Here is a 23,715-nt window from a genome sequence, read left to right as displayed (position 1 = left end):
CGTGCCGCCGTTGACGAACTCCTCCGCCGCTGCGACACAGGTCGACCGCACGGGCCGCGGGATGGCGTTCGGCGTCGGGGCGTACTTCCTCTGGGGCATCGTGCCCGCCTACTGGCCGCTGCTCCAGCCGGCGGGGTCGGTGGAGATCCTGGCGCACCGGATCGCGTGGTCGCTGGTCGTGATGGCGGTCATCACGGCGGCGCTGGGGCGTTGGGCGGGCATCCGCGGGCTGTCGGCGCGCGGGTGGGCGATGGTGGCGATGGCGTCCGTGCTCATCGCGGTGAACTGGGGCGTCTACATCCACGCGGTCAACACGGCGCACGTCGTCGAGGCCGCGCTCGGGTACTTCATCAACCCCCTGGTGAGCGTGCTGCTGGGCGTGGTCGTGCTGCGCGAGCGCTTGCGCGTGCCGCAGTACGCGGCGTTGGGCATCGCGGTGCCGGCGGTGGTCGTGCTGGCGATCGACTACGGGCGGTTGCCGTGGATCTCGTTGGTGCTGGCGTGCTCGTTCGGCGTGTACGGGCTGCTGAAGAAGACCGTGCCGCTGGACGCGACGGCCAGCCTGACCGCGGAGAGCCTGGTGCTCGCGCCGATCGCGGTCGGGTACCTGGTGTGGCTGGGGCCGACCGGGACGTTCCTGTCGCACGGGTGGGGTCACGCGGTGTGGCTGGCCTCGGCGGGGCTGGTGACGGCGGTGCCGCTGCTCCTGTTCGGCGCGGGCGCCCGCCTCGTGCCGCTGGTGACGATGGGGATGCTCCAGTACCTGGCCCCCGTGCTGCAGTTCGCGTGGGGCGTGTTCGTGGTGCACGAGCCGATGCCCGCGTCCCGCTGGTTCGGCTTCGCCCTGGTCTGGCTGGCCCTGGCCGTCTTCACCGCCGACACCATCCGCCTCCGCCGCCGCCCGCGAGAGTCCAACGCCCAAGCGTCGAGAGTCCTACGTTCGGAGCACCCGAATTCAACGCTCAGCGCACCCGCCGACCTGCCTGAGCGTTGAACTCGGGGTCGCTGGACGTAGGACTCTCGCGCCTCGAACGTAGGACTCTCGCGTCAGTGGGAGCGGGTGACGACGTAGTCGCTCACGGAGGAGAGGGCGTCGCGGGCGGTGCCCGCGGGGAGGACGTCGAGGGTGGCGCGGGCGCGGGCGGCGTAGTCGTCCAGGGTCTCGCGGGCGCGGCGCAGGCCGGAGGAGGCGCGCAGCAGGGCCAGGGCCTCGTCCACCTCGGCGTCGTCGGTGATCGGGCCGGCCAGCAGCTTCGCCAGCCGCGACTCCGGCTCGTCCTGCAGCGCGTACAGCATGGGCAGCGTCTTCACGCCCTCGCGCAGGTCCGTGCCCGGGGTCTTGCCGGACTCCTCCGACGGCGAGGCGATGTCGATGACGTCGTCGGAGATCTGGAACGCCGCGCCGATGATCTCCCCGTACGCCCGCAGCGCCTCGACCTGCGCCGCCGACACGTCGGAGAACATCGCGCCGAACCGGGCGGCGGTGGCGATCAGCGACCCGGTCTTCTCGGCGATCGTGGTCAGGTAGTGCGACACCGGGTCCTCGCCCGCGCGCGGGCCCATCGTCTCGCGCATCTGGCCGGTCACCAGCTCGGAGAACGTCTCCGCGATGATCCGCGCCGCACCCGTGCCCAGGTCCGCGACCAGCGCCGACGCGTGCGCGAACAGGTAGTCGCCGGTCAGGATCGCGATGGAGTTGTCCCACTTGGCGTTGGCCGACTCCGCGCCCCGCCGCATGGTGGCCTCGTCCATCACGTCGTCGTGGTAGAGCGTCGCGAGGTGGGTCAGCTCGACCACCGCCGCCGCCTTGATCACGCTCTCCCGGTCCCACGTGCCGCCGAACTGCGCGGACAGGATGGTGAACAGCGGACGGATGCGCTTGCCGCCCGCGCTCACCAGGTGCAGGGACGTCTCCATGACCGGGTGGAACTCGCTCTGCACGACCTTGTGCAGCAGCTCCTCCACCTCGGCCAGCCCGTCCTGAACCACCTCCGCGAGCACGGGGTCCTCAAACCGGAACCCCGTCCCCGCCCGCTCGCTACTGGTCACGGCTACAGAGCCTACGTACCACTAGAAGATGAACGATCCGGCACCCGCCCAATCGAGGGCGAACGACGGGAACACGCCGAGCACGAGCGTGATGGCCGCACCGAGCGTGATGGCCACCGTGGTGAACGCGCCGGGCACGCTGACCGTCGGGCCGTCCGCCGCGGGCTCGCTGAAGTACATCAGCACGATGACCCGCAGGTAGAAGAACGCCGCCACCGCGCTGGCCACCAGGGCGACCACCACCAGCGGCACCATGTCCGCCTCCACGGCCGCGGCGAACACCACGAACTTGCCGACGAAACCGCTGGTCAGCGGCAGGCCGGCCAGCGCGAGCAGCAGGAACGTGAACACGCCGGCCACGACCGGCGACCGCTTGGCCAGCCCCGCCCACTGGGACAGGTGGGTGGCCTCGCCGTCGCCGTTGCGCACGAGGCTGACGATGCCGAACGCGGCGATCGTCGTGAAGCCGTACGCCATCAGGTAGAACATCGTGCCGGACAGGCCCTGGTCGTTCAGCGAGATCGCGCCGATCAGCAGGAAGCCCGCGTGCGCGACCGACGAGTAGGCGATCATCCGCTTCACGTCGGTCTGGGTGAGGCCGAGCACCGCGCCGATCACCATGGACACGATGGCCACGGCCCACAGCACGCCGTTCCACTCCCAGCTCGACCGCTCGAACGCGCCGTAAAGCACGCGCAGGATGCCGCCGAACGCGGCGACCTTCGTGCACGCCGCCATGAACGCCGTCACCGGGGTCGGCGAGCCCTGGTACACGTCCGGGGTCCAGGCGTGGAACGGGCCGACCGACGCCTTGAACAGCAGGCCGACCACCAGCAGGCCGAAGCCCGCGTACAGCAGCGTGTCGGACCGGTCGGTGGCGGTGGTGGCGTTGGCGATGTCGGCGAGCTTCACCGAGCCCGCGTAGCCGTAGAGCAGGGCCACGCCGTACAGGAAGAACGCCGACGCGAACGCGCCGAGCAGGAAGTACTTGACCGCGGCCTCCTGCGACAGCAGGCGGCGCCGGCGGGCCAGGCCGCACATCAGGTACAGCGGCAGCGACAGCACTTCCAGCGCGATGAACATGGTGAGCAGGTCGTTCGCCGCGACGAAGGTCATCATCCCGCCGAGCGCGAACAGCGTCAGCGGGAACACCTCGGTCTGCATCTCCTGGCGGCGCAGCTTCTCGCGCACGCCGACGGACCCGCCGGGCAGGATCGAGGCGTCCGCGACGAACGCGCCGCCCGGCTCCACCGACCGGTCCGCGATGAGCAGCACCGCGCCCAGGCCGAGCAGCAGCAGCGTGCCCCACAGGAAGACGACCGGCCGGTCGACGGCGAGCGCGCCCGCCAGGGTCAGCTTGCCCTGGTCGAGGGTGCTGCCCGCGGACGCGTGCAGCACCAGCCCGGCACCGGCGGCGGCGAGGGTGAGCAGGGTCAGCACGACCTGCGCGGCCCACCGCTGCCCCTTGGGCAGGAACGCCTCGAGGAGCACGCTGAGGCACGCCGCGCCGAGCACGATCAGCAACGGTGCGACGGCCCCGTAGTCGATCTCCGGGGCTTGCAGCCGTTCCACGTTCTGCGAGAGGAACGTCGTCACGTCACTTGCCTTCCTGCGCGACCGGGTCGGCCACCCCGACCTCGCTGAGCGTCGCCCCGACGGACGGGGTGATCACGTCCAACACCGGCTTCGGGTAGAAGCCGAGCACCAGGATCAGTGCCACCAGCGGCGCGAGCACGGCCAGTTCGCGCTTGTTCAGGTCCGGCACCGCGGCGCGCTCGGGGTCGACCGCCGCGCCGGGCCCGCCGACCGCGCCGACCAGCGCCGTGCCGCGCACCGGGCCCTGGAACACGCGCTGGTACAGCCACAGGACGTACAGCGCGGCGAGGACCATGCCGACCGCGGCCAGGACCGTGTAGACCGGCTCGTTCGGGTAGGAACCGATGAGCACCAGGAACTCGCTCACGAACGAGTTGGTGCCCGGCAGCGCCAGCGACGAGAGGCCGGCCACGAAGAACAGCCCGCCCAGCACCGGGGTCAGCTTGGCCATGCCGCCGTAGTCCTCGATCAGGCGCGACCCGCCGCGGGCCATCACCATGCCGACGACCAGGAACAGCATGCCGGTGGAGATGCCGTGGTTGACCATGTACAGCACCGCGCCCGCGCCTGCCTGCGAGCTGAACGCGAAGATGCCCAGCGCGATGAAGCCGAAGTGGGCGATCGAGGTGTAGGCCACGAACCGCTTCATGTCGGACTGGCCGACGGCGAGCAGCGAGCCGTACAGGATGCCGACGACGGCGAGGATCAGCACCAGCGGGGCGAGCTCCCTGCTGGCCGCCGGGAACAGCGGCAGGCAGTAGCGCAGGAACCCGAACGTGCCGATCTTGTCGAGCACGCCGACCAGCAGCACGCCGGCGCCCACCGGTGCCTCGGCACCGGCGTCGGGCAGCCACGTGTGCAGCGGCACGAGCGGCGCCTTGATGGCGAACGCCGCGAAGAAGCCCAGGAACAACCAGATCTGGGTGGACAGCGGCAGGTCGCGGGTCACCGCGACCAGCGTCGCCCAGTCGAACGTGCCCTGCCCCAGCTCGTCGGCGCTGACGACGTACAGGCCGATCACGGAGGCCAGCATGATCAGGCCGCCGAGCAGCGAGTACAGGAAGAACTTCATCGCCGCGTACTGCCGGTTCGGCCCGCCGAAGCGGCCGATGAGGAAGTACATCGGGACGAGCACGGCCTCGAAGAACACGTAGAACAGGAACACGTCGGTGGCGGCGAAGACGCCGACCATGCCGGTCTGCATGGCCAGCAGCAGCGCGAAGAACCCGCCGGCGCTGCGGCCCTCGGGCAGCTTGTCCGCCCACGAGCCGCCGATGACCACCGGCACCAGGAACGCGATCAGCGCGATCATCACCAGCGCGATGCCGTCCACGCCGAGCGACAGGTGCACGCCGAAGGCGGGGATCCACTCGGCCGAGCTGGTCAGCTGCAACCGCTCGCCGCCCGGCTCGAACGCCGTCCACGCCAGCACCGCCAACACCAGCTCCGCCAGCGAGAACGCCAGCGCGACCGTCTTGGCCAACCGGTCGTTGCCCCGCAGGAACGCCACCACCAGGCTGCCGACGAGCGGCAGCAGGAGCAGCGCGATCAGCGTCCAGCTCACGAGAACCTCACCATCAGCAGCGCGCCCAGGACGAAGACCGCACCCAGGAGCATGGAGAGCGCGTACGAGCGCACGAAGCCGGTCTGCAACCTGCGCAGCCTGCCCGAGCTACCGCCCAGCAGCGCCGCCGACCCGTTGACCAGGCCGTCGACGCCCTTGTTGTCCACGAACACCAGCGCGCGGGTGAGCCAGGTGCCCGGCCGCGCGAACAGCGCCTCGTTGAGCGCGTTGCCGTACAGGTCGGCGCGCGCGGCGCGGACCGGGAACGACACCCGCGCCGGCCGCTCCACCGGCTGCGGCCTGCGGCCGAACAGCAGGTAGGCGATCAGCACGCCGAGCGCCGACAGGGCGAGCACCAGGATGTTGACCACGCCGTGGTCGAGCACGCCGTGCTGCTCCCGCAGCTCGCCCAGGGAGGGTTCGAGCCAGCCGGACAGGTTGTGGCCGGACTCGAAGAACCAGCCGGCGCCGACCGAGCCGACCGCCAGCACGATCATCGGCACCGTCATCGACAGGCCGGACTCGTGCGGGTGGTACTCGCGGCCGTCGGCGGACCTCAGGTCCGTCCAGCGCGGCTTGCCCAGGAACACCAGGCACAGCAGGCGGGTCATGTAGAACGCGGTGATGCCCGCGCCCAGCGCCGCCACGCCGCCGAACACCCAGCCGCGCCAGCCCGGCTCGCTGAACGCCGCCGCGATGATGGCGTCCTTGGAGAAGTAGCCGGACAGGAACGGGAAGCCGATCAGCGCCAGGTAGCCCAGCGTCCACGTGACGAAGGTGATCGGCATCTTCTTGGCCAGGCCGCCCATCCGCCGGATGTCGCCCTCGTCGTTCATGCCGTGCATGACCGAACCGGCGCCGAGGAACAGGCCCGCCTTGAAGAAGCCGTGCGTGAGCAGGTGCATGATGCCCAGCGCGTAGCCGACCGGTCCGAGGCCGACCGCCAGGATCATGTAGCCGATCTGGCTGACCGTGGAGTAGGCCAGCACCTTCTTGAAGTCGTCGTAGGCGCAGCCGATGACGCACCCGATCAGCAGCGTGAACCCGCCGATGATCATCACGACCAGCCGGCCGTCGGCGCTGAGGTTGTAGATCGGGTTGGAGCGGGCGATCAGGTACACGCCCGCGGTCACCATGGTGGCCGCGTGGATCAGGGCGGAGACCGGGGTGGGGCCCGCCATCGCGTCGGGCAACCACGCCTGGAGCGGGAACTGGCCCGACTTGCCGCACGCGCCGAGCAGCAGCAGCAACGTGATGGCCAGCACCTCGGCCGAGGACAGCTCGCCCACGCGGGAGAACACCTCGGTGTACTGGGTGGTGCCCAGCTCCTTGAACATGATGAAGATGGCGATCGCGAGGCCCAGGTCGCCGACCCGGTTCATCAGGAACGCCTTCTTCGCGGCCGACGCCGCTTCCGGCTTGTACTGGTACCAGCCGATGAGCAGGTAGGACGCGAGGCCCACGCCCTCCCAGCCGAAGTACAGCGTCACGAAGCCGTTGCCCAGCACCAGCAGCAGCATCGCGGCGACGAAGAGGTTTAGGTAGGCGAAGAACTTCCGCCGCCCGGCCTCGTGCGCCATGTAGCCGATCGAGTAGATGTGGATCAGCGACCCGACACCGGTGATCAGCAGCACGAACGTCAGCGACAGCGGGTCCAGGCGCAGCCCGAACTCCACGTCCAGCGCGTTCACCGGGATCCAGTCGAACAGGTGCAGCTCGGTGGTGCGCGCCTCCGGCGCCAGCGCGACCGTGTCGAAGAACAGCGCGACGCCGTACGCGAACGCGGCGATCACGGTGGCGCAGCCCAGCAGGTGACCCCACTTGTCGGTGCGCTTGCCGCCCACGAGCAGCACGAGGGCGCCGAAGGCCGGCAGGGCTAGCAACAACCAGGCGAGACTGCCGATCCCGCCGGCGGCTACAGGTTCCGTCACCGTCGACCTCTCAGTACTTCAGCAGGTTGGAATCGTCGACCGAGGCCGAGCGACGCGTCTTGAAGATCGCCATGATGATCGTCAGCCCGACCACGACCTCGGCCGCGGCGACGACCATCACGAAGAACGCCATCACCTGGCCGTCGAGCTGCCCGTTGATGCGGGCGAACGTGACCAGGCTGAGGTTCACCGCGTTGAGCATCAGCTCCACGCACATGAACACCACGATGGCGTTGCGCCGCACCAGAACGCCCACCGCGCCGAGGCTGAACAGCAGCGCGGACAGCAGCAGGTAGTACGTAGGGGTCACGACGACTCTCCCTTGAGCGCGCGCGCCTCGGGCTGGTGCCCGGTGCCGGACACCTCCGCGACGTCGTCGTCGAGCGTTTCCTTGGCGGTCGTCTCGATCAGCTCGGACAGCGACTCCGGCGCGACCGAGCCGTCCGGCAGCAGGGCGGGCGTGGCCACCGAGTTGGCGGTGGCGAACACGCCCGGGCCGGGCAGCGAACCGGGGCGGTTGCCGCGGAAGCGCTCCTCGACCAGCTGGCGCTGGGTCTTCTTCGCGTCCTTGCCGGTGCGCGAGGTGAACGCGAGCACCATGGCGCCGACCGCCGCCGTGATCAGCAGCGCCGACGTCAGCTCGAACGGGAACAGGTAGTCGGTGAACAGCGCCTCGCCGATGTTGGCGACGTTGCCGCCGTTGCGCGTGTTCTGCTCGGCCAGGCCGACCGGCTGCACGTCGGTCAGCGCGCGGGCGACCGAGGCGACCACGAGGCCGGCGAAGCCGACGCCGATGACCGCCGCGGCGAGCCGCTGGCCGCGCAGCACCTCGACCACCGAGTCCGAGCTGTCCCGGCCCACCAGCATGAGCACGAACAGGAACAGCATCATGATCGCGCCGGTGTAGACGATGATCTGCACGAAGCCGAGGAACGGCGCCTGCTGGACCATGTAGAGCACGCCGAGGCTGAGCATGGTGAGCACCAGCCACAGCGCGGAGTGCACGGCGTTGCGCGCGAACAGCATGCCCAGCGCGCCGGCCAGGGCGAGCGGGCCGAGGATCCAGAACGCGACGGCCTCGCCGGTGGTGACGGTGTCGACCACGCGCTGGACCTCGTCGGGCTGCTGGAGCAGCAGGAGCGAGGCGCTCACCGGCGTGCCTCCTCTGGCCCGGTCTCCACCGTCGCACCCTCCGGCACGCCGGCCTTGCGGGCCAGCGTCGGGCCGTTGACGTAGTAGTCCTGCTCGTTGTCCCCGAGCCGCATGGGGTGCGGCGGCTGCTCCATGCCGGAGAGCAGGGGCGCGAGCAGGTCCTCCTTCGTGAAGATCAGCTTCTGGCGGTTGTCGTCGGCCAGCTCGTACTCGTTGGTCATGGTGAGCGAGCGGGTCGGGCACGCCTCGATGCACAGGCCGCAGCCGATGCACCGCAGGTAGTTGATCTGGTAGTCCTTGCCGTAGCGCTCACCCGGGGAGTAGCGCTCCTCCTCGGTGTTGTCGCCGCCCTCGACGAAGATCGCGTCGGCGGGGCAGGCCCACGCGCACAGCTCGCAGCCCACGCACTTCTCCAGCCCGTCCGGGTGCCGGTTGAGCTGGTGGCGGCCGTGGAACCGCGGCGCGGTGACCTTCTTGACCTCGGGGTACTCCTCGGTGACGACCTTCTTGAACATCGTGCCGAAGGTGACGCCGAAGCCCTTGACGGGATCAAACACGCCCATCGCTGGCCTCCTTGTGTGAAGCTGCGGGCACCGCTGCCGGTTCCTGCGCCTGGTTCTCCGGGTGGTTCTGCGCGCCCGGCAGCTCCGCCACCCGCACCTGGCGGCGCGGCGGGGCCTTGGGCACCTTCAGGTCCAGCGGCGGCACGGGGAAGCCGCCGCCGGTGACCGGCACGGCGTCCGGGTCGTGCGGCTCCCGCTTGTCCGGCAGCAGGAACGCGATCAGCAGCACCACCGCGAGGAACGCGCCGATGACGATCAGCGCCGTGCTGGTGTCCAGGCCGGTGCCCGACTCCCACTCCTGGCGCAGGTAGCGGGCGAACGCCACCGCGACGAACCAGACCAGCGCGATCGGGACCAGGAACTTCCAGCCCAGCCGCATGAACTGGTCGTAGCGCAGGCGGGGCAGCGTGCCCCGCAGCCAGATGAACAGGAACAGGAAGCCGAGCGTCTTGAGCACGAACCAGAGCAGGCCGAACCAGCCGCTGTTGAGCACGTGGTCGTCACCGACGAACGGGAACCGCCAGCCGCCCAGGAACAGGGTCGTGGCCAGCGCCGAGACGGTCACCATGTTGACGTACTCGGCGAGGAAGAACAGCGCGAACTTCAGCGAGCTGTACTCGGTGTGGAACCCGCCGACCAGCTCCGACTCGGCCTCGGGGAGGTCGAACGGCGCCCGGTTGGTCTCGCCGACCATGGAGCAGACGTAGATCAGGAAGCTGACCGGCAGCAGGTAGAAGTACCAGCCGCCGCTCTGCGCGTCGACGATGTCGGCGGTGGACAGCGAGTGCGAGTGCATGACGACCGCGATGATCGACAGGCCCATCGCGATCTCGTAGGAGATCACCTGCGCGGCCGACCGCAGCGCGCCCAGCAGCGGGTACGGCGAGCCGGACGCCCAGCCCGACAGCACGATGCCGTACACGCCGAGCGAGGAGCAGGCGAGCACGACCAGCACGCCGACGGGCAGGTCCACCAGCTGGAGCGCGGTGCGCTCGCCGAAGATCGAGACCTCGCCGCCGATGGGGATCACCGAGAAGGCCACGAACGCGGGGATCGTGGAGATCACCGGCGCGATGAAGAACACCCACTTGTCGGCCAGGACCGGGCGGATGTCCTCCTTGAACGCGAGCTTGAGGCCGTCGGCGAGGGACTGGAGCCACCCGCCGGGGCCCACCCGGTTCGGGCCGGGGCGCTGCTGCATGCGCGCCACGACCTTGCGCTCCCAGTTGATCATGAACAGGGTCATGACCACGAGGAACGCGAAGATGGCGATGACCTTGACGATGATCAGCCAGAGCGGATCGTCGGCCAGGAGTTCTGCGGTGCTCATTCCGTGCCTCCGCTAGAGACGGCCACCACTGAGCCGTGGCCGGCGACGAGGTTGCGCCGCACCGTGACCGCGCCCGAGTTGCCGGGCAGCCACACGACGCCGTCGGGCAGGTCGGCCGCCTCGACCGGCAGCACCACCTCGCCCCGATCGGTGGAGACGGTGATCTCGCCACCGAGTTCGACACCCAGGTGCGCGGCCGTGGCGACCGACAGCTTCGCCACCACCGGGCGCGCGGTGCCCGCCAGGTTCGGCTCGTCGTCCTGCAACGAGCCGTTGTCCAGCAGCCGGCGCCAGGTCGCGAGCACCGCCTGGCCCGCCTTCGGCTGCGTCAGCAGGGGCGCGCCGACGGTGGGCGCGGATGCCGTCACCGCCACCGGGCCCAGCCGCGCCAGGTCCGCCGCCGCGGCGGCCGGGGTCTGGGTGAACAGGTCCGCGTCCATCTCCACGGCCAGCGTGTCGAGCACCCGGCCGTCCGACAGCGCGCCGGTGCCCTCCAGCGTGGTGGCGAACGGGCGCGGGCGGCCCTCCCAGTTGAGGTAGCTGCCCGACTTCTCGACCGCGGGCGCGACCGGGAGCACCACGTCGGCGTGCGCGGTGACCGCGCTGTGCCGCAGCTCCAGGCTCACCACGAAGCCCGCCGCCTCCAGCGCGCGTTCGGCCAGCGCCGGGTCCGGCAGGTCGAACGGGTCGACCCCGCCGACCACCAGGGCGTCCAGCCCACCGCTCGCGGCGGCCGTCAGGATGCCCGCGGTGTCGCGGCCGGCCCGCGCGGGCAGCGCGCCCGCCTCCAGGCCCCACGCCCGCTCCACCTCGGCCCGGGCCGCCTCGTCGCCGACCAGGCGACCGCCCGGCAGCAGGTTCGGCAGCAGGCCCGCCTCCAGCGCGCCCCGCTCACCGGCGCGGCGCGGGACCCAGGCGACCCTCGCGCCGGTCCGCTCGGCCAGCGCGGCGACCGCGGAGAAGAGTCCCGGCACCTCGGCGGCGCGTTCGCCGACCAGGATGACCGAACCCGGCTTCGCCAGCTCCTCCACGACGTCCGCCGCGTGCTCGGGCAGCGCGTTGACCGCCGACGGCTCCTGGCCGGGCACGCACGCCAGCAGCACGCCGTTCGTCTTCTCGACCGCGGGCGTCGTGTACTGGCCCAGGTGGTAGACCTTCGTCCGGTTCTTGCGGGCCGCCTTGCGCAGCCGCAGGAACACGATCGGCGACTCCTCCTCCGGCTCGAACGCCACCAGCAGCGCGGCCGGCGCGGACTCGATGCCCGCGTAGGTCACGCCGCCGTTGTCCGGGTTCCTGCCGAGGACCGCGGCGGTGAGGAACTCCGCCTCCTCGGCCGAGTGGGCGCGGGCGCGGAAGTCGACGTCGTTGGTCCGCAGCGCGATCCGGGCGAACTTCGAGTACGCGTAGGCGTCCTCGACGGTGAGGCGACCGCCGGCCAGCACGCCGACGCCCTTGCCGTCCCGCGCCTTCGCCAGGCCCTCGGCCGCGTGCTGCAGCGCCTCGGTCCACGACGACTCGCGCAGCTCGCCGGTGGCCCGGTCGCGCACCAGCGGGCGGCGGATGCGGTCCGCGGCGGTGGCGTAGGTGAACGCGAAGCGGCCCTTGTCGCAGGTCCACTCCTCGTTGACCTGCGCGTCGTCGGCCGCCAGCCGGCGCTGCACCTTGCCGCGCCGCCAGTCGGTGCGCGTCGCGCAGCCCGACGCGCAGTGCTCGCACACGCCGGGCGTGGACACCAGGTCGAACGGCCGGGCGCGGAACCGGTAGGCGGCGCTGGTCAGCGCGCCGACCGGGCAGATCTGGATGGTGTTGCCGGAGAAGTAGGACTGGAACGGCTTCTCCTGCGCCACGCCGATCTGCTGCTGCGCGCCGCGCTCCAGCAGCTCGATGAACGGGTCGCCGGCGATCTGCGCCGAGAACCGCGTGCAGCGCTGGCACAGCACGCACCGCTCGCGGTCCAGCAGGACCTGCGTCGAGATCGGGATCGGCTTCGGGAACGTCCGCTTGTGCTCGTGGAACCGCGAGTCCGCGCGGCCGTGCGCCAGCGCCTGGTTCTGCAGCGGGCACTCGCCGCCCTTGTCGCAGATCGGGCAGTCCAGCGGGTGGTTGATGAGCAGCAGCTCCATCACGCCCTGCTGCGCCTTGTCCGCCACCGGCGAGCTGAGCTGCGTCTTGACCACCATGCCGTCGGCGACGGTCATGGTGCAGGACGCCTGCGGCTTCGGCATCGGCCGGCCGCCCATCTCGACCTCGACGAGGCACTGCCGGCAGGCGCCCGCGGGCTCCAGCAGCGGGTGGTCGCAGAACCGCGGGATGACGGTGCCGAGCCGCTCCGCGGTGCGGATCAGCAGCTCGCCCTTGGGCGCGACGACCTCCACGCCGTCGATGACGAGCTTGACGTGCCCCTCGGGCACCACCAGCTCGGCCTTCTGTTCAGGGGCGATCGTCATGCGCTTGCTCCCGCCAACACCTGGGAGTTCTGGTCGCACAGAGCCAGGAACTCGTGCTTGAAGTACTTGATGCCGCTGGTGATCGGGCTGACCGCGCCGTCACCGAGGGCGCAGAACGAGCGGCCCAGGATGTTGTCGCAGACGTCCAGCAGCGTGTCGATGTCGCTCGCCGTGCCGTTGCCCGCCACCATCCGCTGCAGGATCTGCACGAGCCAGTAGGTGCCCTCGCGGCACGGCGTGCACTTGCCGCACGACTCGTGCTTGTAGAACTCGGTCCACTTCATGACCGCCCACGGCACGGACACCGTCTCGTTGAAGATCTGCAGCGCGGTGGTGCCCAGCATCGAGCCCGCCTCGGCCGCGCCCTCGAAGTCCAGCGGCACGTCGAGGTGCTCGGCGGTGAACAGCGGGGTGGACGAGCCGCCCGGCGTCCAGAACTTCAGCGGGATGCCGTCCTTCATGCCGCCCGCCAGCTCCAGCAGCTCGCGCAGCGTGGTGCCCATCGGCGCCTCGTACTGGCCGGGGCGCTCGACGTGGCCGGACAGCGAGTAGATCTTCGGGCCGGGTGACCGCTCGCGGCCCATGGTCCGGAACCAGTCCGCGCCGCCGTTGACGATGTAGGGCACGCTGGCGATCGTCTCGACGTTGTTGACCACGGTCGGCGAGGCGTACAGGCCCGCGGTCGCCGGGAACGGGGGCTTGAGCCGCGGCTGGCCGCGCCGGCCCTCCAGCGAGTCCAGCAGCGCCGTCTCCTCGCCGCAGATGTACGCGCCCGCGCCCGCGTGCACGACCAGGTCGAGGTCGAAGCCCGAGCCGAGGATGTCCTTGCCCAGGTAGCCCGCCTCGTACGCCTCGCGCACGGCCGCGTGCAGCCGGCGGATCACGTGCAGCACCTCGCCGCGCACGTAGATCGCGGCGAAGTTCGCCCGGATCGCGTACGAGGTGATGATGATGCCCTCGATCAGCGAGTGCGGGTCCGCCATCATCAGCGGGATGTCCTTGCAGGTGCCCGGCTCGCCCTCGTCGGCGTTGATGACGAGGTAGTGCGGCTTGCCGTCGTTCTGCGGGATGAAGCCCCACTTCATGCCGGTGGGGAAGCCCGCGCCGCCGCGGCCTCGCAGCCCGGAGTCCTTGCACTGCTGGATCAGCTGGTCCGGGTGGGCGGTGAGCGCCTTGCGCAGCGCCGTGTACCCCTCCAACTGCTCGTAGGTCTTCAGCGTCCACGAGCGCGGCGACAGCCAGCGCTTCGTCAGGACGGGAGTCAGGTTGTCGACCACGTCAGCTCCCCCTACCTACTTCTTCTCCGGCAGCGGCGGGAACTCCGCGTCGTCCGGCATGGCCGGCGCGGTCCACCCGCGTTCCGCGGCGATCCTGGCCCCGCGCACCGTCTCCGGCGCGGCCGACGGGCCCTCCAGGTCCGCTTCCCGACCCTCGAAGAACCCGGCCAGCTGCAGCTCGGCCTGGCGGAAGTCGGTCAGCGGCGCGCCCCGGGTCGGGTGGGGCTTCTCCCCCGCCTGGAGCGACTTCACCAGCTCCAGCGCGCCGTCGGGCGTCTGGTTGTCGAAGTACTCGTAGTTCACCTGCAGCACCGGGCCGAGGTCGCAGGCCGCCAGGCACTCGGCGTGCTCCAGCGTGATCGAGCCCGGCGCGTTCGGCTCGCCCGCGGTGCCCTCGTGGCCGACGCCCAGGTGCTCCTTGAGCCGGGCGTAGATCGCGTCACCGCCCAGCGCGGCGCACAGCGTGTTCGTGCAGACGCTCACCAGGTGCTCGCCGCACGGGCGGCGCTTGTACATGGTGTAGAACGTCGCGACCGCGCTGACCTCGGCGTTGGTGAGGTCGAGCTGGTCGGCGCAGAACGTGATGCCCGCCTGGCTGACGTAGCCCTCGACCGACTGCACGAGGTGCAGCATCGGCAGCAGCGCCGACCGGGCCACCGGGTAGCGCGCGATGATCGCCCGCGCCCGGTCCACGGTCTCCTGGTCGAACACGCCGGTGTCGATGACGTCCTCCGTCACCAGCCGCTGCGTCTCGACGGGGTCCAGCGGGGAGGCCGCGTAGACCTCTTCGGAAGTGCTCATCGGTCACAACCACCCATCACCGGGTCGATAGAGGCCACCGACGCGATGACGTCGGCGACCATGCCGCCCTCGCACATCGCGGGCATCGACTGGAGGTTCACGAAGCTGGGTTCGCGCACGTGCACGCGCATCGGCCGGGTCCCGCCGTCGGAGACGATGTGGTAGCCCAGCTCGCCGCGCGGCGACTCGATCGGCACGTACACCTGGCCCGGCGGCACGGCGAAGCCCTCGGTCACCAGCTTGAAGTGGTGGATCAGGGACTCCATGGACTGGCCCATGATCTTGCGGACGTGCTCCAGGGAGTTGCCCATGCCGTCCGCGCCGATGGTGAGCTGCGCGGGCCACGCGATCTTGGCGTCCTCCACCATGACCGGGCCGGGCGTGAGGTTGTCCACGGCCTGGCGCACGATCCGCAGCGACTGGTGGATCTCCTCGACCCGCAGGCGGTAGCGGGCGAAGGAGTCCGCCTCGTTCGACGTGGGCACGTCGAACTCGTAGTTCTCGTAGCCGCTGTAGGGCTCGACCTTGCGCAGGTCCCACGGCAGGCCGGCGGAGCGCAGGATCGGGCCGGTGACGCCCAGCGCGAGGCACGCGTCCACCGGCAGGTAGCCGATGCCCGCGAGGCGGTTGCGCCAGATCGGCTGGCCGGTCAGCAGCTTGTCGTAGTCGGGCAGCCGGGAGTCCATCACCTTGATGAAGTCCCTGATCCGCTGCTCCGCGCCCTCGGGCAGGTCCTGCGCCAGGCCGCCGGGGCGGATGAACGCGTGGTTCATCCGCAGGCCGGTCAGGAACTCCAGCAGGTGCAGGACCTCTTCGCGCTCGCGGAAGCCCGCGGTCATGCCGGTCAGCGCGCCCAGCTCCATGCCGCCGGTGGCCAGCGCCACCAGGTGCGAGCTGATCCGGTTCAGCTCCATCAGCAGCACGCGGATCGTCTGCGCCCGCTGCGGCACGGTGACGCCGAGCAGCTTCTCGACCGCCATGCAGTACGCGGCCTCGTTGTGCAGCGGGGCCAGGTAGTCCATGCGCGTCACGAACGTGACGCCCTGGGTCCAGTTGCGGTACTCGACGTTCTTCTCGATGCCGGTGTGCAGGTAGCCGATGACGCTGCGGGCCTGGGTGACCGTCTCGCCCTCCAGCTCCAGCACCAGGCGCAGCACGCCGTGCGTCGACGGGTGCTGCGGGCCGAGGTTCATGACGATCCGCTCGTCGCCCGCGGCCTCGGCCAGGACCTCGTCCCAGTCGCCGCCGGTCACCGTGTAGACGGTGCCCTCGGTCGTCTCGCGGGAGCCCGCGTACGCGTCGGGGTTCGACGTGGTGCGGTTGGCGTCGTAGGAGTCGCTGTCGCGGCCCGGGTCGCTGGTGTCGGTGCCCGTGGTCACGTCGGAAATGCGCTCGGTCATGAGTAGGACCGCCTCTGGTCTGGCGGGGGGATCTCCGCGCCCTTGTACTCCACCGGGATGCCGCCGAGCGGGTAGTCCTTGCGCTGCGGGTGGCCGTCCCAGTCGTCCGGCATGAGGATCCGGGTGAGCCCCGGGTGGCCTTCGTAGACGATGCCGAACATGTCCCAGGCCTCGCGCTCCTGCCAGTCCGCGGTCGGGTAGACCCCGACCACGCTGGGGATGCGCGCGTCGTCCACGTCGACCGCGACCTCCAGCCGGATGCGCCGGCGGTAGGTCATCGACGTCAGGTGGTAGACCGAGTGCAGGCGCTGCGGCGCGTCCACGCCGTAGTCCACGCCGGACACCGAGCTGCACAGCTCGAAGCGCAGCGCCGGGTCGTCGCGCAGGATGCGGGCCACGTCGACCAGGTGCTCGCGGCGCAGGTAGAACGTGATCTCGCCGCGGTCGACGGTGATCTGCTGGACCGCGTCGGCGGGCAGGCCCCGCTCCCGGATCGCGGCCAGCAGCTCGTCGGCGACCTCGTCGAACCAGCCGCCGTAGGGCCGCTCGGACGGCGCGGCGACGTGGGCGGGCAGCCGCAGGCCGCCGAAGCCGGAGGTGTCGCCGCTGCCGGAGATGCCGAACATGCCCCTGCGGGCGCGGCCCGCGACCACGCCGCCGCGCTCGAGGTGCTCCTCGTGCTCGGCCTCGCTCATGCTCGAGGAGCTGAGCGCCTCGTCGTTGCCCGGGGTGCCCGCGCCGGGGGTCTTGGCGACCTCGCCCTTGGCGTTGTTGTCGCCGGCACCGGTGTCATTCGCCATGCCGCTCACTTCTTCGCAAAGCGCTGGGAGGACGGGATCAGGTCCGTGGTGCGGCCGGACTCGGCCAGCAGCGCGGCCCGGGTCGACCCGAGCGGTTCGTCCATGATCTTCGCGTGGATCTTGAGGATCGCGTCGATCAGCATCTCCGGCCGCGGCGGGCAGCCCGGCAGGTACATGTCGACCGGCACGACGTGGTCCACGCCCTGCACGACCGCGTAGTTGTTGAACATGCCGCCGCTGGAGGCGCACACGCCCATGGCCAGGACCCACCGCGGCTCGGGCATCTGGTCGTAGATCTGCCGCAGCACCGGCGCCATCTTGTTGGTCACCCGGCCGGCGACGATCATCAGGTCGGCCTGGCGCGGCGAGGCGCGGAAGACCTCCATGCCGAACCGCGCGAGGTCGTAGCGCGGGCCGCCGGTGGTCATCATCTCGATCGCGCAGCAGGCCAGGCCGAAGGTGGCGGGCCAGAGCGAGGACTTGCGGGTCCAGTTGACCAGCTTCTCGACGCTGGCCAGCAGGATGCCGTTCGGGAGCTTCTCTTCGAGACCCACTTCGACCTTCCCCCTCAGTTCCAGTCGAGGCCGCCGCGACGCCACACGTAGGCGTACGCGAAGCCGACCGTCGCGACGAATAGTGCGATCTCCACCAGGCCGAACAGGCCCAGGCGGTCCGCCGAGACCGCGAACGGGTAGAGGAACACCATTTCGATGTCGAACAGGATGAACAGCATCGCCGTGAGGTAGTAGGCGACCGGCATGCGGCCACCGCCGACCACGGGCTGCGGCGACGGCTCGATGCCGCACTCGTAGGCGTCGAGCTTCGCGCGGTTGTAGCGACGGGGACCGATGTACGGCGCGGCCGTCACCGAGAACAGCGCGAAGGCCCCGGCGAGGACGAACATCAATACGAGGGGGAGGTAAGGGTCAAGCACTCTCCGTCGTCCTTTCCTCGCTGTCGCGGTGGTGGTGCACCGCTGACCGTTGCGCACCCTAAAGGGTGTTCTTGCGGCCTCCGGAGGTTAGGCGCGCCTAACAATCCGCAGGTCGCTTGTGAAACACTTCACAAGGCATCTCAGCCGGTTGTGAACTGATTCACAAGACCTACGGGTCAGTGTAGAACGTCACACAGCGGCGTGGCGAGCACCCCCGGCATAGCTCCTGAGCTGGACTTTTACGGTGCAGATCAACAGTTGGGGAAGCCATCCGTGAACGGGGACACACCGAAAACGAAACAGCACCGGCCCGTAGGTCGGTGCTGCGTCGGTCGGTGGAGGCCCGTTAGGCCGTTGGGGCGAGTTTCGTGGCGGCGGTGATGATGCGGTCGAACGAGTCGCCGTCCTTCGGGTCGTAAAGGCCCGCCAGCAGCTTGAGCACCAGCTTCATCAGCGTCTTGCGCGGCAGCCCGTACTTGGTCGCGATGCGCATGACGGTGGGGTTGCCGATCAGCTTGCTGAAGACGTTGCCGAGCCGGTAGTAGCTGCCCAGGGCCTGCTCGATGCGGACCGGGTAGCCGTGCAGCGCCCGCTCCCGGCTCGCGCCCTCGCGGGCCAGCGCCTGCACGACCGTCTCGGCCGCGATCCGGGCCGACTCCATGGCGTAACCGATGCCCTCGCCGTTGAACGGGTTCACCATGCCGCCCGCGTCGCCGACGAGCAGCAGGCCGTCGCGGTAGTGGGGCTTGCGGTTCAGGCCCATCGGCAGGGCCGCGCCGCCGATCTTGCCGGTGGCGTTCTCCTCGCGGAAGCCCCACTCCTCCGGGGTGCCGTCGAGCCAGCTCTTGAGCAGCGCGCGGTAGTCCGTGGTGCCGTAGGCCTTGGAGGTGCTCAGGATGCCCAGGCCGACGTTCACGGTGCCGTCGCCCATGCCGAAGATCCAGCCGTAGCCGGGCAGCAGCACGTCGTTGGCGCGGTCCCACAGCTCCAGGTGCGACTCCAGGTAGTCGTCCTTGGTGCGGGGGCTGGCGTAGTAGCGGCGGACCGCGACGCCCATCGGCTTGGCGTCGTCCTTCTGGATGCCGACGCTGAGGGCCAGCCGGGCGCTCACGCCGTCGCAGGCCAGCACCAGGGGCGCGCGGTAGGTGACCGGGGTCTTGTCCGGGCCCTGCTTGGCCGTGACGCCGACGACCCGGCCCTTCTCCACGACCGCGCCCGTGACGGTGGTCTGCTCGTGCAGCCGGGCGCCCGCCGCGACGGCCGTCCTGGCGAGCATCTCGTCGAAGTCCTGGCGGGGGCGGACCACGCCGTAGGGCGGGAACGTGGCCAGCTCGGGCCAGTCCAGCTCCAGCGTGACGCCGCCGCCGACCACGCGCAGGCCGCGGTTGTGCAGCCAGCCGGCTTCCTCGCGGGTGTCGATGCCCAGGTCGATCAGCTGCTTGACCCCGCGCGGGGTCAGGCCGTCACCGCACACCTTCTCGCGGGGGAAGGTGCTCTTCTCCAGCAGCACCACGTCCAGGCCCGCGCGTGCCAGGTAGGTGGCCGCGGTGGAGCCCGCGGGCCCCGCGCCGACCACGATCACCTCGGCGTCCTCGCCTGCCTTGCGGCGGCTGGGAGTCGTCATCCCCGCTCCTTGTGCCCGTGTTCACAAAGTCCAGGGCGAGTCTACTTGCGGGATGCCGAGGGCCTCGCCGGCTTGGTGCCGCGGTGCAGCGCGACCACGCCGCCGGTGAGGTTCATCCAGGCGACGTCCTCCCAGCCGGCGCGGGCCACGACCTCGCCGAGCGCGCGCTGGTCGGGCCACGTGCGCATCGACTCGGCCAGGTACTGGTAGGCCTCCGGGTTCGAGGACACGAACCGGGCGATGAACGGCAGGATGCGCAGCAGGTAGCGCAGGTAGACGAAGCGGAACGGGCGGAAGGTCGGCGTGGAGACCTCGCACACCACGAGCCGCCCGCCGGGCTTGACCACGCGGGCCATCTCGCGCAGCGCGCCCTCCGTGTCGTTGAAGTTGCGCAGGCCGAAGGAGACGGTGACGGCGTCGAAGGCGTTGTCGGCGAAGGGCAGGCGCAGGGCGTCGGCGGCGACCTTGGGCACGGGCCGGTGCGCGCCGCCGAGCAGCATGCCGAGGGAGAAGTCGGCGGCCACGCACCACGCGCCGGAGGCCGCGTACTCCACCGTGGACACCGCCGTGCCGGCGGCGAGGTCGAGCACCTTCTCGCCGGGCTTGGCGTCCAGCACCCGCCTGCTCCACTCCCGCCAGCGCCGGTCGAACCCGAGCGTCATGACGGAGTTCGTCCGGTCGTAGCCCTTGGCCACGCCGTCGAACATCTCGGCGACCTCGCGGGGGTTCTTGTCCAGACCTGCACGCGCCATGCCGGAAGCCTAAGCGACCCCTCCACCCCCCGCCCCGAGAGTCCTACCTCCAGCCCGCGTGAGTCGTCCCTCCAGCTCGCGTGAGTCCTACGTTCGGAGCGCGAGAGTCCTACGTTCGGGACACCCGAGTTCAACGCTCAGCACACCGCCGCCTGTGCTGAGCGTTGAACTCGGGGTGCCTGGACGTAGGACTCTCACGACGTGAACGTAGGACTCTCGCGGCGCGAAGGGACGACTCACGCGGGTTGGAGGTAGGACTCGCGGGTCAGGTGGCGCGGAGGGCGGTCAGCATGCCGGTGACGGCGGTGTGCCAGGGGTACTGCTCGGCGCGGGCGCGGGCCGCCGAGCGGCGGGTCGGCTCCGGGTGGTCCAGCAGCGCGGTCACGGCGCCCGCGAACGCCGGGGCGTGGTCCGGCACCGCGGCGCCGCAGTCCGGCCGCACGATCTCCCGCAGCGCCGACGACGCCGACACCACCACGGGCGTGCCGGAGGCCAGCGCCTCCAGGGCCGCCAGGCCGAATGTCTCGTGCGGGCCCGGGGCGAGCGACACGTCCGCGGTCGCCAGCAGGTCCGCCACGTCGGAGCGCTGCCGCACGAACCCGAGGAACGTGACCGGCAGCCCGGCCGCACGGCGCTCCAACGCCTCCCGGCGCGGACCGTCACCGGCGATCACCAGCCGCACGTTGCACCCCGCCGCGCGCAGCTCGGCCGCCGTGTCCACGCTCCGCTCCACGTGCTTCTCCGGCGACAGCCGCCCGCAGTGCACGAGCAGCGCGTCGGCGCCCCGCGCCAGCTCCGCCCGCAACGACCGGTCGTGCCGGGTCGGGGTGAACGTGCGCAGGTCCACCCCCAGCGGCACGCGGGCGACGTTGCGCGCGCCGATCCGGTCGAACTCCTCGCGCGCGAACTCCGTCGTGCACACCACCGTGTCGTAGGACGCGGCCATCCGCGCGTTCGCCCGGTCCGCACCCCGCCTGGCCACCGGCGCGGGCAGCAGGAACTGCTCCAGCAGCCGGTCCAGCCGCTCGTGCGAGATCACCACGCTCGGCACGCCCCGCTCCGCCGCCCACCGGCCCATCCCGCGCAACGTGAGCCGGTCGGACACCTCCAGCCGGTCGGGCCCGAGGCGGTCCAGCAGCGACCGCACCCGCCACGGGTCCACGGCCCGGTAGCCGCCGGTGCCGGGGATGCGCGGCGCGGGCAGCGTGATCCGCCGCACGCCCGGCGCCACCTCCTCGTCCGCGTGCGCCGGACCCGGGACGACGAGCACCACCCGGTGGCCGTTCGCCGCGTAACCGCCGCCGAGGTGGTGCAACGCCGTGCGCAGGCCACCGGAACGCGGGCCGTAGAAGTTGGCCAGCTGCACGATCCTCATGCCGCGCGGCGCTCCGGCAATCCCAGCACGGCCGCGTAGTGGCCCAGCAGCTCGTCGCACACGGCCGACCACGTCCGCCCGCGCACCCAGCGTCGCGCCGCCTGCCCGTAGCGGCGGCGGCGCAGCTCGTCGCCCAGCTCCAGCACGGCCCTCCGCAGGCCGGCGTCGTCGGCGAACAGGTACCCCGTGTCCGGCCGCACCAGGTCGCGCGGCCCGCCCACGTCCGGCGCGACCACCGGCACCCCGCTGGCCAACGCCTCCTGCACCGCCTGGCAGAACGTCTCGTGCGGGCCCGTGTGCACGAACACGTCCAGGCTCGCGTACGCCGCCGCCAGGTCCGTGCCGCTCCGGAACCCGAGGAACGCCGCACCGGGCAGGTCCCGCCGCAACCGCGCCTCCTCGGGCCCCTCCCCCACCACGACCAGCCGCACGCCGGGCACGTCCGCGAGCACCGCGAGCCGGTCCACCCGCTTCTCCGGCGACAGCCGGCCGACGTACCCGACCAGCAGCTCGCCGTCGGGCGCGAGGGAGGCGCGCAACGCGTCGTCGCGCCGTCCCGGGTGGAACAGCTCCACGTCCACGCCCCGCCCCCACCGGTGCACGCGCGGCACGCCGTGCTCGCGGAGCGCCTCGACGGCCCACGTCGACGGCGCGAGCGTGCGGTCGGCCTGGGCGTGCAGCCGGCGCGTCCACCGCCACGCGGCACGGGCGGTCAGGCCCAGGCCGTAGTGACCGGCGAACCCGGCGACGTCGGTCTGGTACACCGCGACCGTCGGCACGCCCAGCCGGCGCGCGGCGGACAGGCCGCGCGCGCCCATCACGAACGGGCTCGCCAGGTGCACGACGTCCGGCCGGAAGTCGGCCAGCGCGGTCAGCACCCGGCGCGTGGGCACGCCGACGGGCAGCGAGCTGAACCTCGGCAGGTCCACCGCGGGCACCCGCACGACCGGCGTGCCGAGGTGCTCGTCCGCACCCGCGCCGGGAGCCACGACCAGCGCCCGGTGACCGTTCGCCCGCAGGTGGTCCAGGACCCGCAGCACGGAGTTGGTGACCCCGTTGACCTGGGGCAGGAAGCTCTCGGTAACGATCGCTACGCGCACGCCGATCACCATGCGGGGCCAAGGACACGGCGGCGTGACACCTCGGCGAACGCCCGCCGAACTCCTCGCGTCGCGGTTGACGTTGGCCGCGGGTTCACCTGGAGTACGCGGCGCGGTCACCCCGTGCGGTGAGACTAGGTCGGCATGACCGTCTTGTCGTCCCGACCCGCGCAGCCCGTCGATCCCGGCCTGGTGTCGATCGCGCTGGAGATAGCGGGCCGCCTCGCCAACGACGCGTCCGACGTGATCATGGCGACCGCCGGCCGCGGTGCGCGCCCGGACGAGGAGACGTCGCCGTTCGACTGGGTGACCGACACCGACCGGACGTTGGAGCGGCACACGCGGCGCGTGCTGACGGCCGAGTTCCCGACCATCCCGGTGTTCTGCGAGGACACCGACGTCGACGTGGCGGGCGACGCGGAGTTCCGCTGGGTCGTGGACCCGGTCGACGGGACGGCGAACTACGTGGCGGGCGTGCCGTGGTGCGCGTACAGCCTGGCGCTGGTCGACCGGTGGGGGCCGGTCGTGGGCGTGGTCGCGGACCCGTACCGGGCGCAGATCTACGCGGCGGCGCGGGGGCGGGGCATGAGGGCGAACGGGACGCCCGTGCGGCTGGGTGACCAGGCGGTCAGCTCGATCGTGTGCACGGAGATGACGCGGACCGGGCCGTGGCCGGGCATGGGCGAGTTCATCTCGCGGGCGGCGGTGGCGGGCACGGGGGTGCGGGTGCTGGGTTCGAAGGCGCTGGCCGTGGCGCAGGTGGCGCTGGGCCACGCCGCCGCGGCGGTCCTGGACAGCTACCACGAGTGGGACGTGGCCGGCGCGGTCGCCCTGGCGGTCGAATCGGGCGCCGCCGTGCTGGACCGGCGGGGCGAGGACGCGCCGCTGCCGGTGGACGGCCTGCTCGTCGCCGTGCCGGAGGTGGCGGAGGAGGTCCTGTCCTGGTGGCAGTCCTCGACGTCCCGCTAGGCCGTTTGCCGCACTGGACGGGCTGTAGTACTTTGGAACGCGCCAGACCCA

21 protein-coding genes are annotated in these 23,715 nt (G+C 71.3%); 2 read left to right on the top strand and 19 right to left on the bottom strand.

Translation table 11 applies throughout. The features are described 5' to 3' along the window. Position 1: 1 nt before the first annotated feature. Complete coding sequence (rarD, locus tag ACIGNX_RS07955; protein WP_396537540.1) at positions 2–994, top strand: EamA family transporter RarD; 993 nt, start codon at positions 2–4, stop codon at positions 992–994. 53 nt (positions 995–1,047) lie between these two features. On the opposite strand, the gene ACIGNX_RS07950 is transcribed toward rarD, so the two are convergent. The 19 genes from ACIGNX_RS07950 to ACIGNX_RS07860 form a co-directional block, all read right to left on the bottom strand. Further along, positions 1,048–2,049, bottom strand: coding sequence for a polyprenyl synthetase family protein (locus ACIGNX_RS07950; protein WP_396537538.1), 1,002 nt, complete (start codon positions 2,047–2,049; stop codon positions 1,048–1,050). Positions 2,050–2,070: 21 nt separating this feature from the next. Further along, complete coding sequence (nuoN, locus tag ACIGNX_RS07945; RefSeq protein WP_396537536.1) at positions 2,071–3,645, bottom strand: NADH-quinone oxidoreductase subunit NuoN; 1,575 nt, start codon at positions 3,643–3,645, stop codon at positions 2,071–2,073. 1 nt (position 3,646) lies between these two features. Further along, positions 3,647–5,209, bottom strand: a complete 1,563-nt coding sequence (locus tag ACIGNX_RS07940; RefSeq protein ID WP_396537534.1) for an NADH-quinone oxidoreductase subunit M — start codon at positions 5,207–5,209, stop codon at positions 3,647–3,649. Next, on the bottom strand, positions 5,206–7,140 hold the full coding sequence (gene nuoL / locus ACIGNX_RS07935; RefSeq protein WP_396537532.1) for an NADH-quinone oxidoreductase subunit L: 1,935 nt from the start codon (positions 7,138–7,140) through the stop codon (positions 5,206–5,208). The genes ACIGNX_RS07940 and nuoL overlap by 4 nt, the downstream gene beginning before the upstream one ends. 10 nt (positions 7,141–7,150) lie before the next feature. Further along, the gene (gene nuoK / locus ACIGNX_RS07930) at positions 7,151–7,450 is read right to left on the bottom strand and encodes an NADH-quinone oxidoreductase subunit NuoK (RefSeq protein WP_033436657.1); all 300 of its coding nucleotides are present in this window, start codon (positions 7,448–7,450) and stop codon (positions 7,151–7,153) included. Continuing rightward, positions 7,447–8,292: an NADH-quinone oxidoreductase subunit J gene (locus ACIGNX_RS07925; protein WP_396537530.1), complete on the bottom strand. Its 846-nt coding sequence runs from the start codon at positions 8,290–8,292 to the stop codon at positions 7,447–7,449. The genes nuoK and ACIGNX_RS07925 overlap by 4 nt, the downstream gene beginning before the upstream one ends. Further along, positions 8,289–8,855 (bottom strand): NADH-quinone oxidoreductase subunit NuoI, encoded by a 567-nt coding sequence (nuoI, locus tag ACIGNX_RS07920; protein WP_396537528.1) that lies wholly within the window; start codon positions 8,853–8,855, stop codon positions 8,289–8,291. Before nuoI ends, ACIGNX_RS07925 begins: the two co-directional genes overlap by 4 nt. Further along, positions 8,842–10,185, bottom strand: a complete 1,344-nt coding sequence (gene nuoH / locus ACIGNX_RS07915) for an NADH-quinone oxidoreductase subunit NuoH (RefSeq protein WP_396537526.1) — start codon at positions 10,183–10,185, stop codon at positions 8,842–8,844. The genes nuoI and nuoH overlap by 14 nt, the downstream gene beginning before the upstream one ends. Beyond that, positions 10,182–12,632: an NADH-quinone oxidoreductase subunit G gene (locus ACIGNX_RS07910; protein WP_396537524.1), complete on the bottom strand. Its 2,451-nt coding sequence runs from the start codon at positions 12,630–12,632 to the stop codon at positions 10,182–10,184. Before ACIGNX_RS07910 ends, nuoH begins: the two co-directional genes overlap by 4 nt. Then, positions 12,629–13,909, bottom strand: coding sequence for an NADH-quinone oxidoreductase subunit NuoF (gene nuoF / locus ACIGNX_RS07905; RefSeq protein WP_396537522.1), 1,281 nt, complete (start codon positions 13,907–13,909; stop codon positions 12,629–12,631). Before nuoF ends, ACIGNX_RS07910 begins: the two co-directional genes overlap by 4 nt. Before the next feature lie 15 nt (positions 13,910–13,924). Next, the gene (gene nuoE / locus ACIGNX_RS07900) at positions 13,925–14,710 is read right to left on the bottom strand and encodes an NADH-quinone oxidoreductase subunit NuoE (RefSeq protein WP_396537520.1); all 786 of its coding nucleotides are present in this window, start codon (positions 14,708–14,710) and stop codon (positions 13,925–13,927) included. Continuing rightward, positions 14,707–16,110, bottom strand: a complete 1,404-nt coding sequence (locus ACIGNX_RS07895; RefSeq protein WP_396537518.1) for an NADH-quinone oxidoreductase subunit D — start codon at positions 16,108–16,110, stop codon at positions 14,707–14,709. Before ACIGNX_RS07895 ends, nuoE begins: the two co-directional genes overlap by 4 nt. Beyond that, positions 16,107–16,805 carry an NADH-quinone oxidoreductase subunit C gene (locus ACIGNX_RS07890; RefSeq protein WP_396538184.1) on the bottom strand — a complete coding sequence of 233 codons (699 nt, stop codon included), beginning with the start codon at positions 16,803–16,805 and terminating at the stop codon, positions 16,107–16,109. Before ACIGNX_RS07890 ends, ACIGNX_RS07895 begins: the two co-directional genes overlap by 4 nt. A gap of 110 nt (positions 16,806–16,915) precedes the next feature. After that, positions 16,916–17,464 carry a NuoB/complex I 20 kDa subunit family protein gene (locus ACIGNX_RS07885; RefSeq protein WP_396537516.1) on the bottom strand — a complete coding sequence of 183 codons (549 nt, stop codon included), beginning with the start codon at positions 17,462–17,464 and terminating at the stop codon, positions 16,916–16,918. A 14-nt stretch (positions 17,465–17,478) separates the two neighbouring features. Next, entirely contained in the window at positions 17,479–17,844 is a 366-nt protein-coding gene (locus ACIGNX_RS07880) for an NADH-quinone oxidoreductase subunit A (protein ID WP_053715312.1), read from the bottom strand. Positions 17,845–18,190: 346 nt separating this feature from the next. Continuing rightward, a complete protein-coding gene (locus ACIGNX_RS07875; protein WP_396537513.1) occupies positions 18,191–19,468 on the bottom strand; it encodes a geranylgeranyl reductase family protein in 1,278 nt (425 codons plus the stop codon). A 41-nt stretch (positions 19,469–19,509) separates the two neighbouring features. Beyond that, positions 19,510–20,220 (bottom strand): demethylmenaquinone methyltransferase, encoded by a 711-nt coding sequence (locus ACIGNX_RS07870; RefSeq protein WP_396537511.1) that lies wholly within the window; start codon positions 20,218–20,220, stop codon positions 19,510–19,512. Between the two features lie 265 nt (positions 20,221–20,485). Then, the gene (locus ACIGNX_RS07865) at positions 20,486–21,595 is read right to left on the bottom strand and encodes a glycosyltransferase (protein ID WP_396537509.1); all 1,110 of its coding nucleotides are present in this window, start codon (positions 21,593–21,595) and stop codon (positions 20,486–20,488) included. Continuing rightward, positions 21,592–22,695, bottom strand: a complete 1,104-nt coding sequence (locus ACIGNX_RS07860; RefSeq protein ID WP_396537507.1) for a glycosyltransferase family 4 protein — start codon at positions 22,693–22,695, stop codon at positions 21,592–21,594. Before ACIGNX_RS07860 ends, ACIGNX_RS07865 begins: the two co-directional genes overlap by 4 nt. Positions 22,696–22,839: 144 nt before the next feature. Between ACIGNX_RS07860 and ACIGNX_RS07855 the strand changes: the two genes are divergently transcribed. After that, on the top strand, positions 22,840–23,664 hold the full coding sequence (locus ACIGNX_RS07855) for an inositol monophosphatase family protein (protein ID WP_396537505.1): 825 nt from the start codon (positions 22,840–22,842) through the stop codon (positions 23,662–23,664). The last annotated feature ends 51 nt before the right edge of the window (positions 23,665–23,715 follow it).

It is taken from the genome of Actinosynnema sp. NPDC053489, assembly GCF_044544865.1.
Taxonomy (GTDB): domain Bacteria; phylum Actinomycetota; class Actinomycetes; order Mycobacteriales; family Pseudonocardiaceae; genus Actinosynnema.
This window is presented reverse-complemented; position numbering and strand designations above follow the sequence as displayed.

Coding starts and splice junctions, on each gene's coding strand:
- nuoI (WP_396537528.1), bottom strand. CDS start 8,855: ATGGGCGTGTTTGATCCCGTCAAGGGCTTCGGCGTCACCTTCGGCACG.
- nuoH (WP_396537526.1), bottom strand. CDS start 10,185: ATGAGCACCGCAGAACTCCTGGCCGACGATCCGCTCTGGCTGATCATC.
- ACIGNX_RS07910 (WP_396537524.1), bottom strand. CDS start 12,632: ATGACGATCGCCCCTGAACAGAAGGCCGAGCTGGTGGTGCCCGAGGGG.
- nuoE (WP_396537520.1), bottom strand. CDS start 14,710: ATGAGCACTTCCGAAGAGGTCTACGCGGCCTCCCCGCTGGACCCCGTC.
- ACIGNX_RS07895 (WP_396537518.1), bottom strand. CDS start 16,110: ATGACCGAGCGCATTTCCGACGTGACCACGGGCACCGACACCAGCGAC.
- ACIGNX_RS07890 (WP_396538184.1), bottom strand. CDS start 16,805: ATGAGCGAGGCCGAGCACGAGGAGCACCTCGAGCGCGGCGGCGTGGTC.
- ACIGNX_RS07875 (WP_396537513.1), bottom strand. CDS start 19,468: ATGACGACTCCCAGCCGCCGCAAGGCAGGCGAGGACGCCGAGGTGATC.
- ACIGNX_RS07870 (WP_396537511.1), bottom strand. CDS start 20,220: ATGGCGCGTGCAGGTCTGGACAAGAACCCCCGCGAGGTCGCCGAGATG.
- ACIGNX_RS07865 (WP_396537509.1), bottom strand. CDS start 21,595: ATGAGGATCGTGCAGCTGGCCAACTTCTACGGCCCGCGTTCCGGTGGC.
- ACIGNX_RS07855 (WP_396537505.1), top strand. CDS start 22,840: ATGACCGTCTTGTCGTCCCGACCCGCGCAGCCCGTCGATCCCGGCCTG.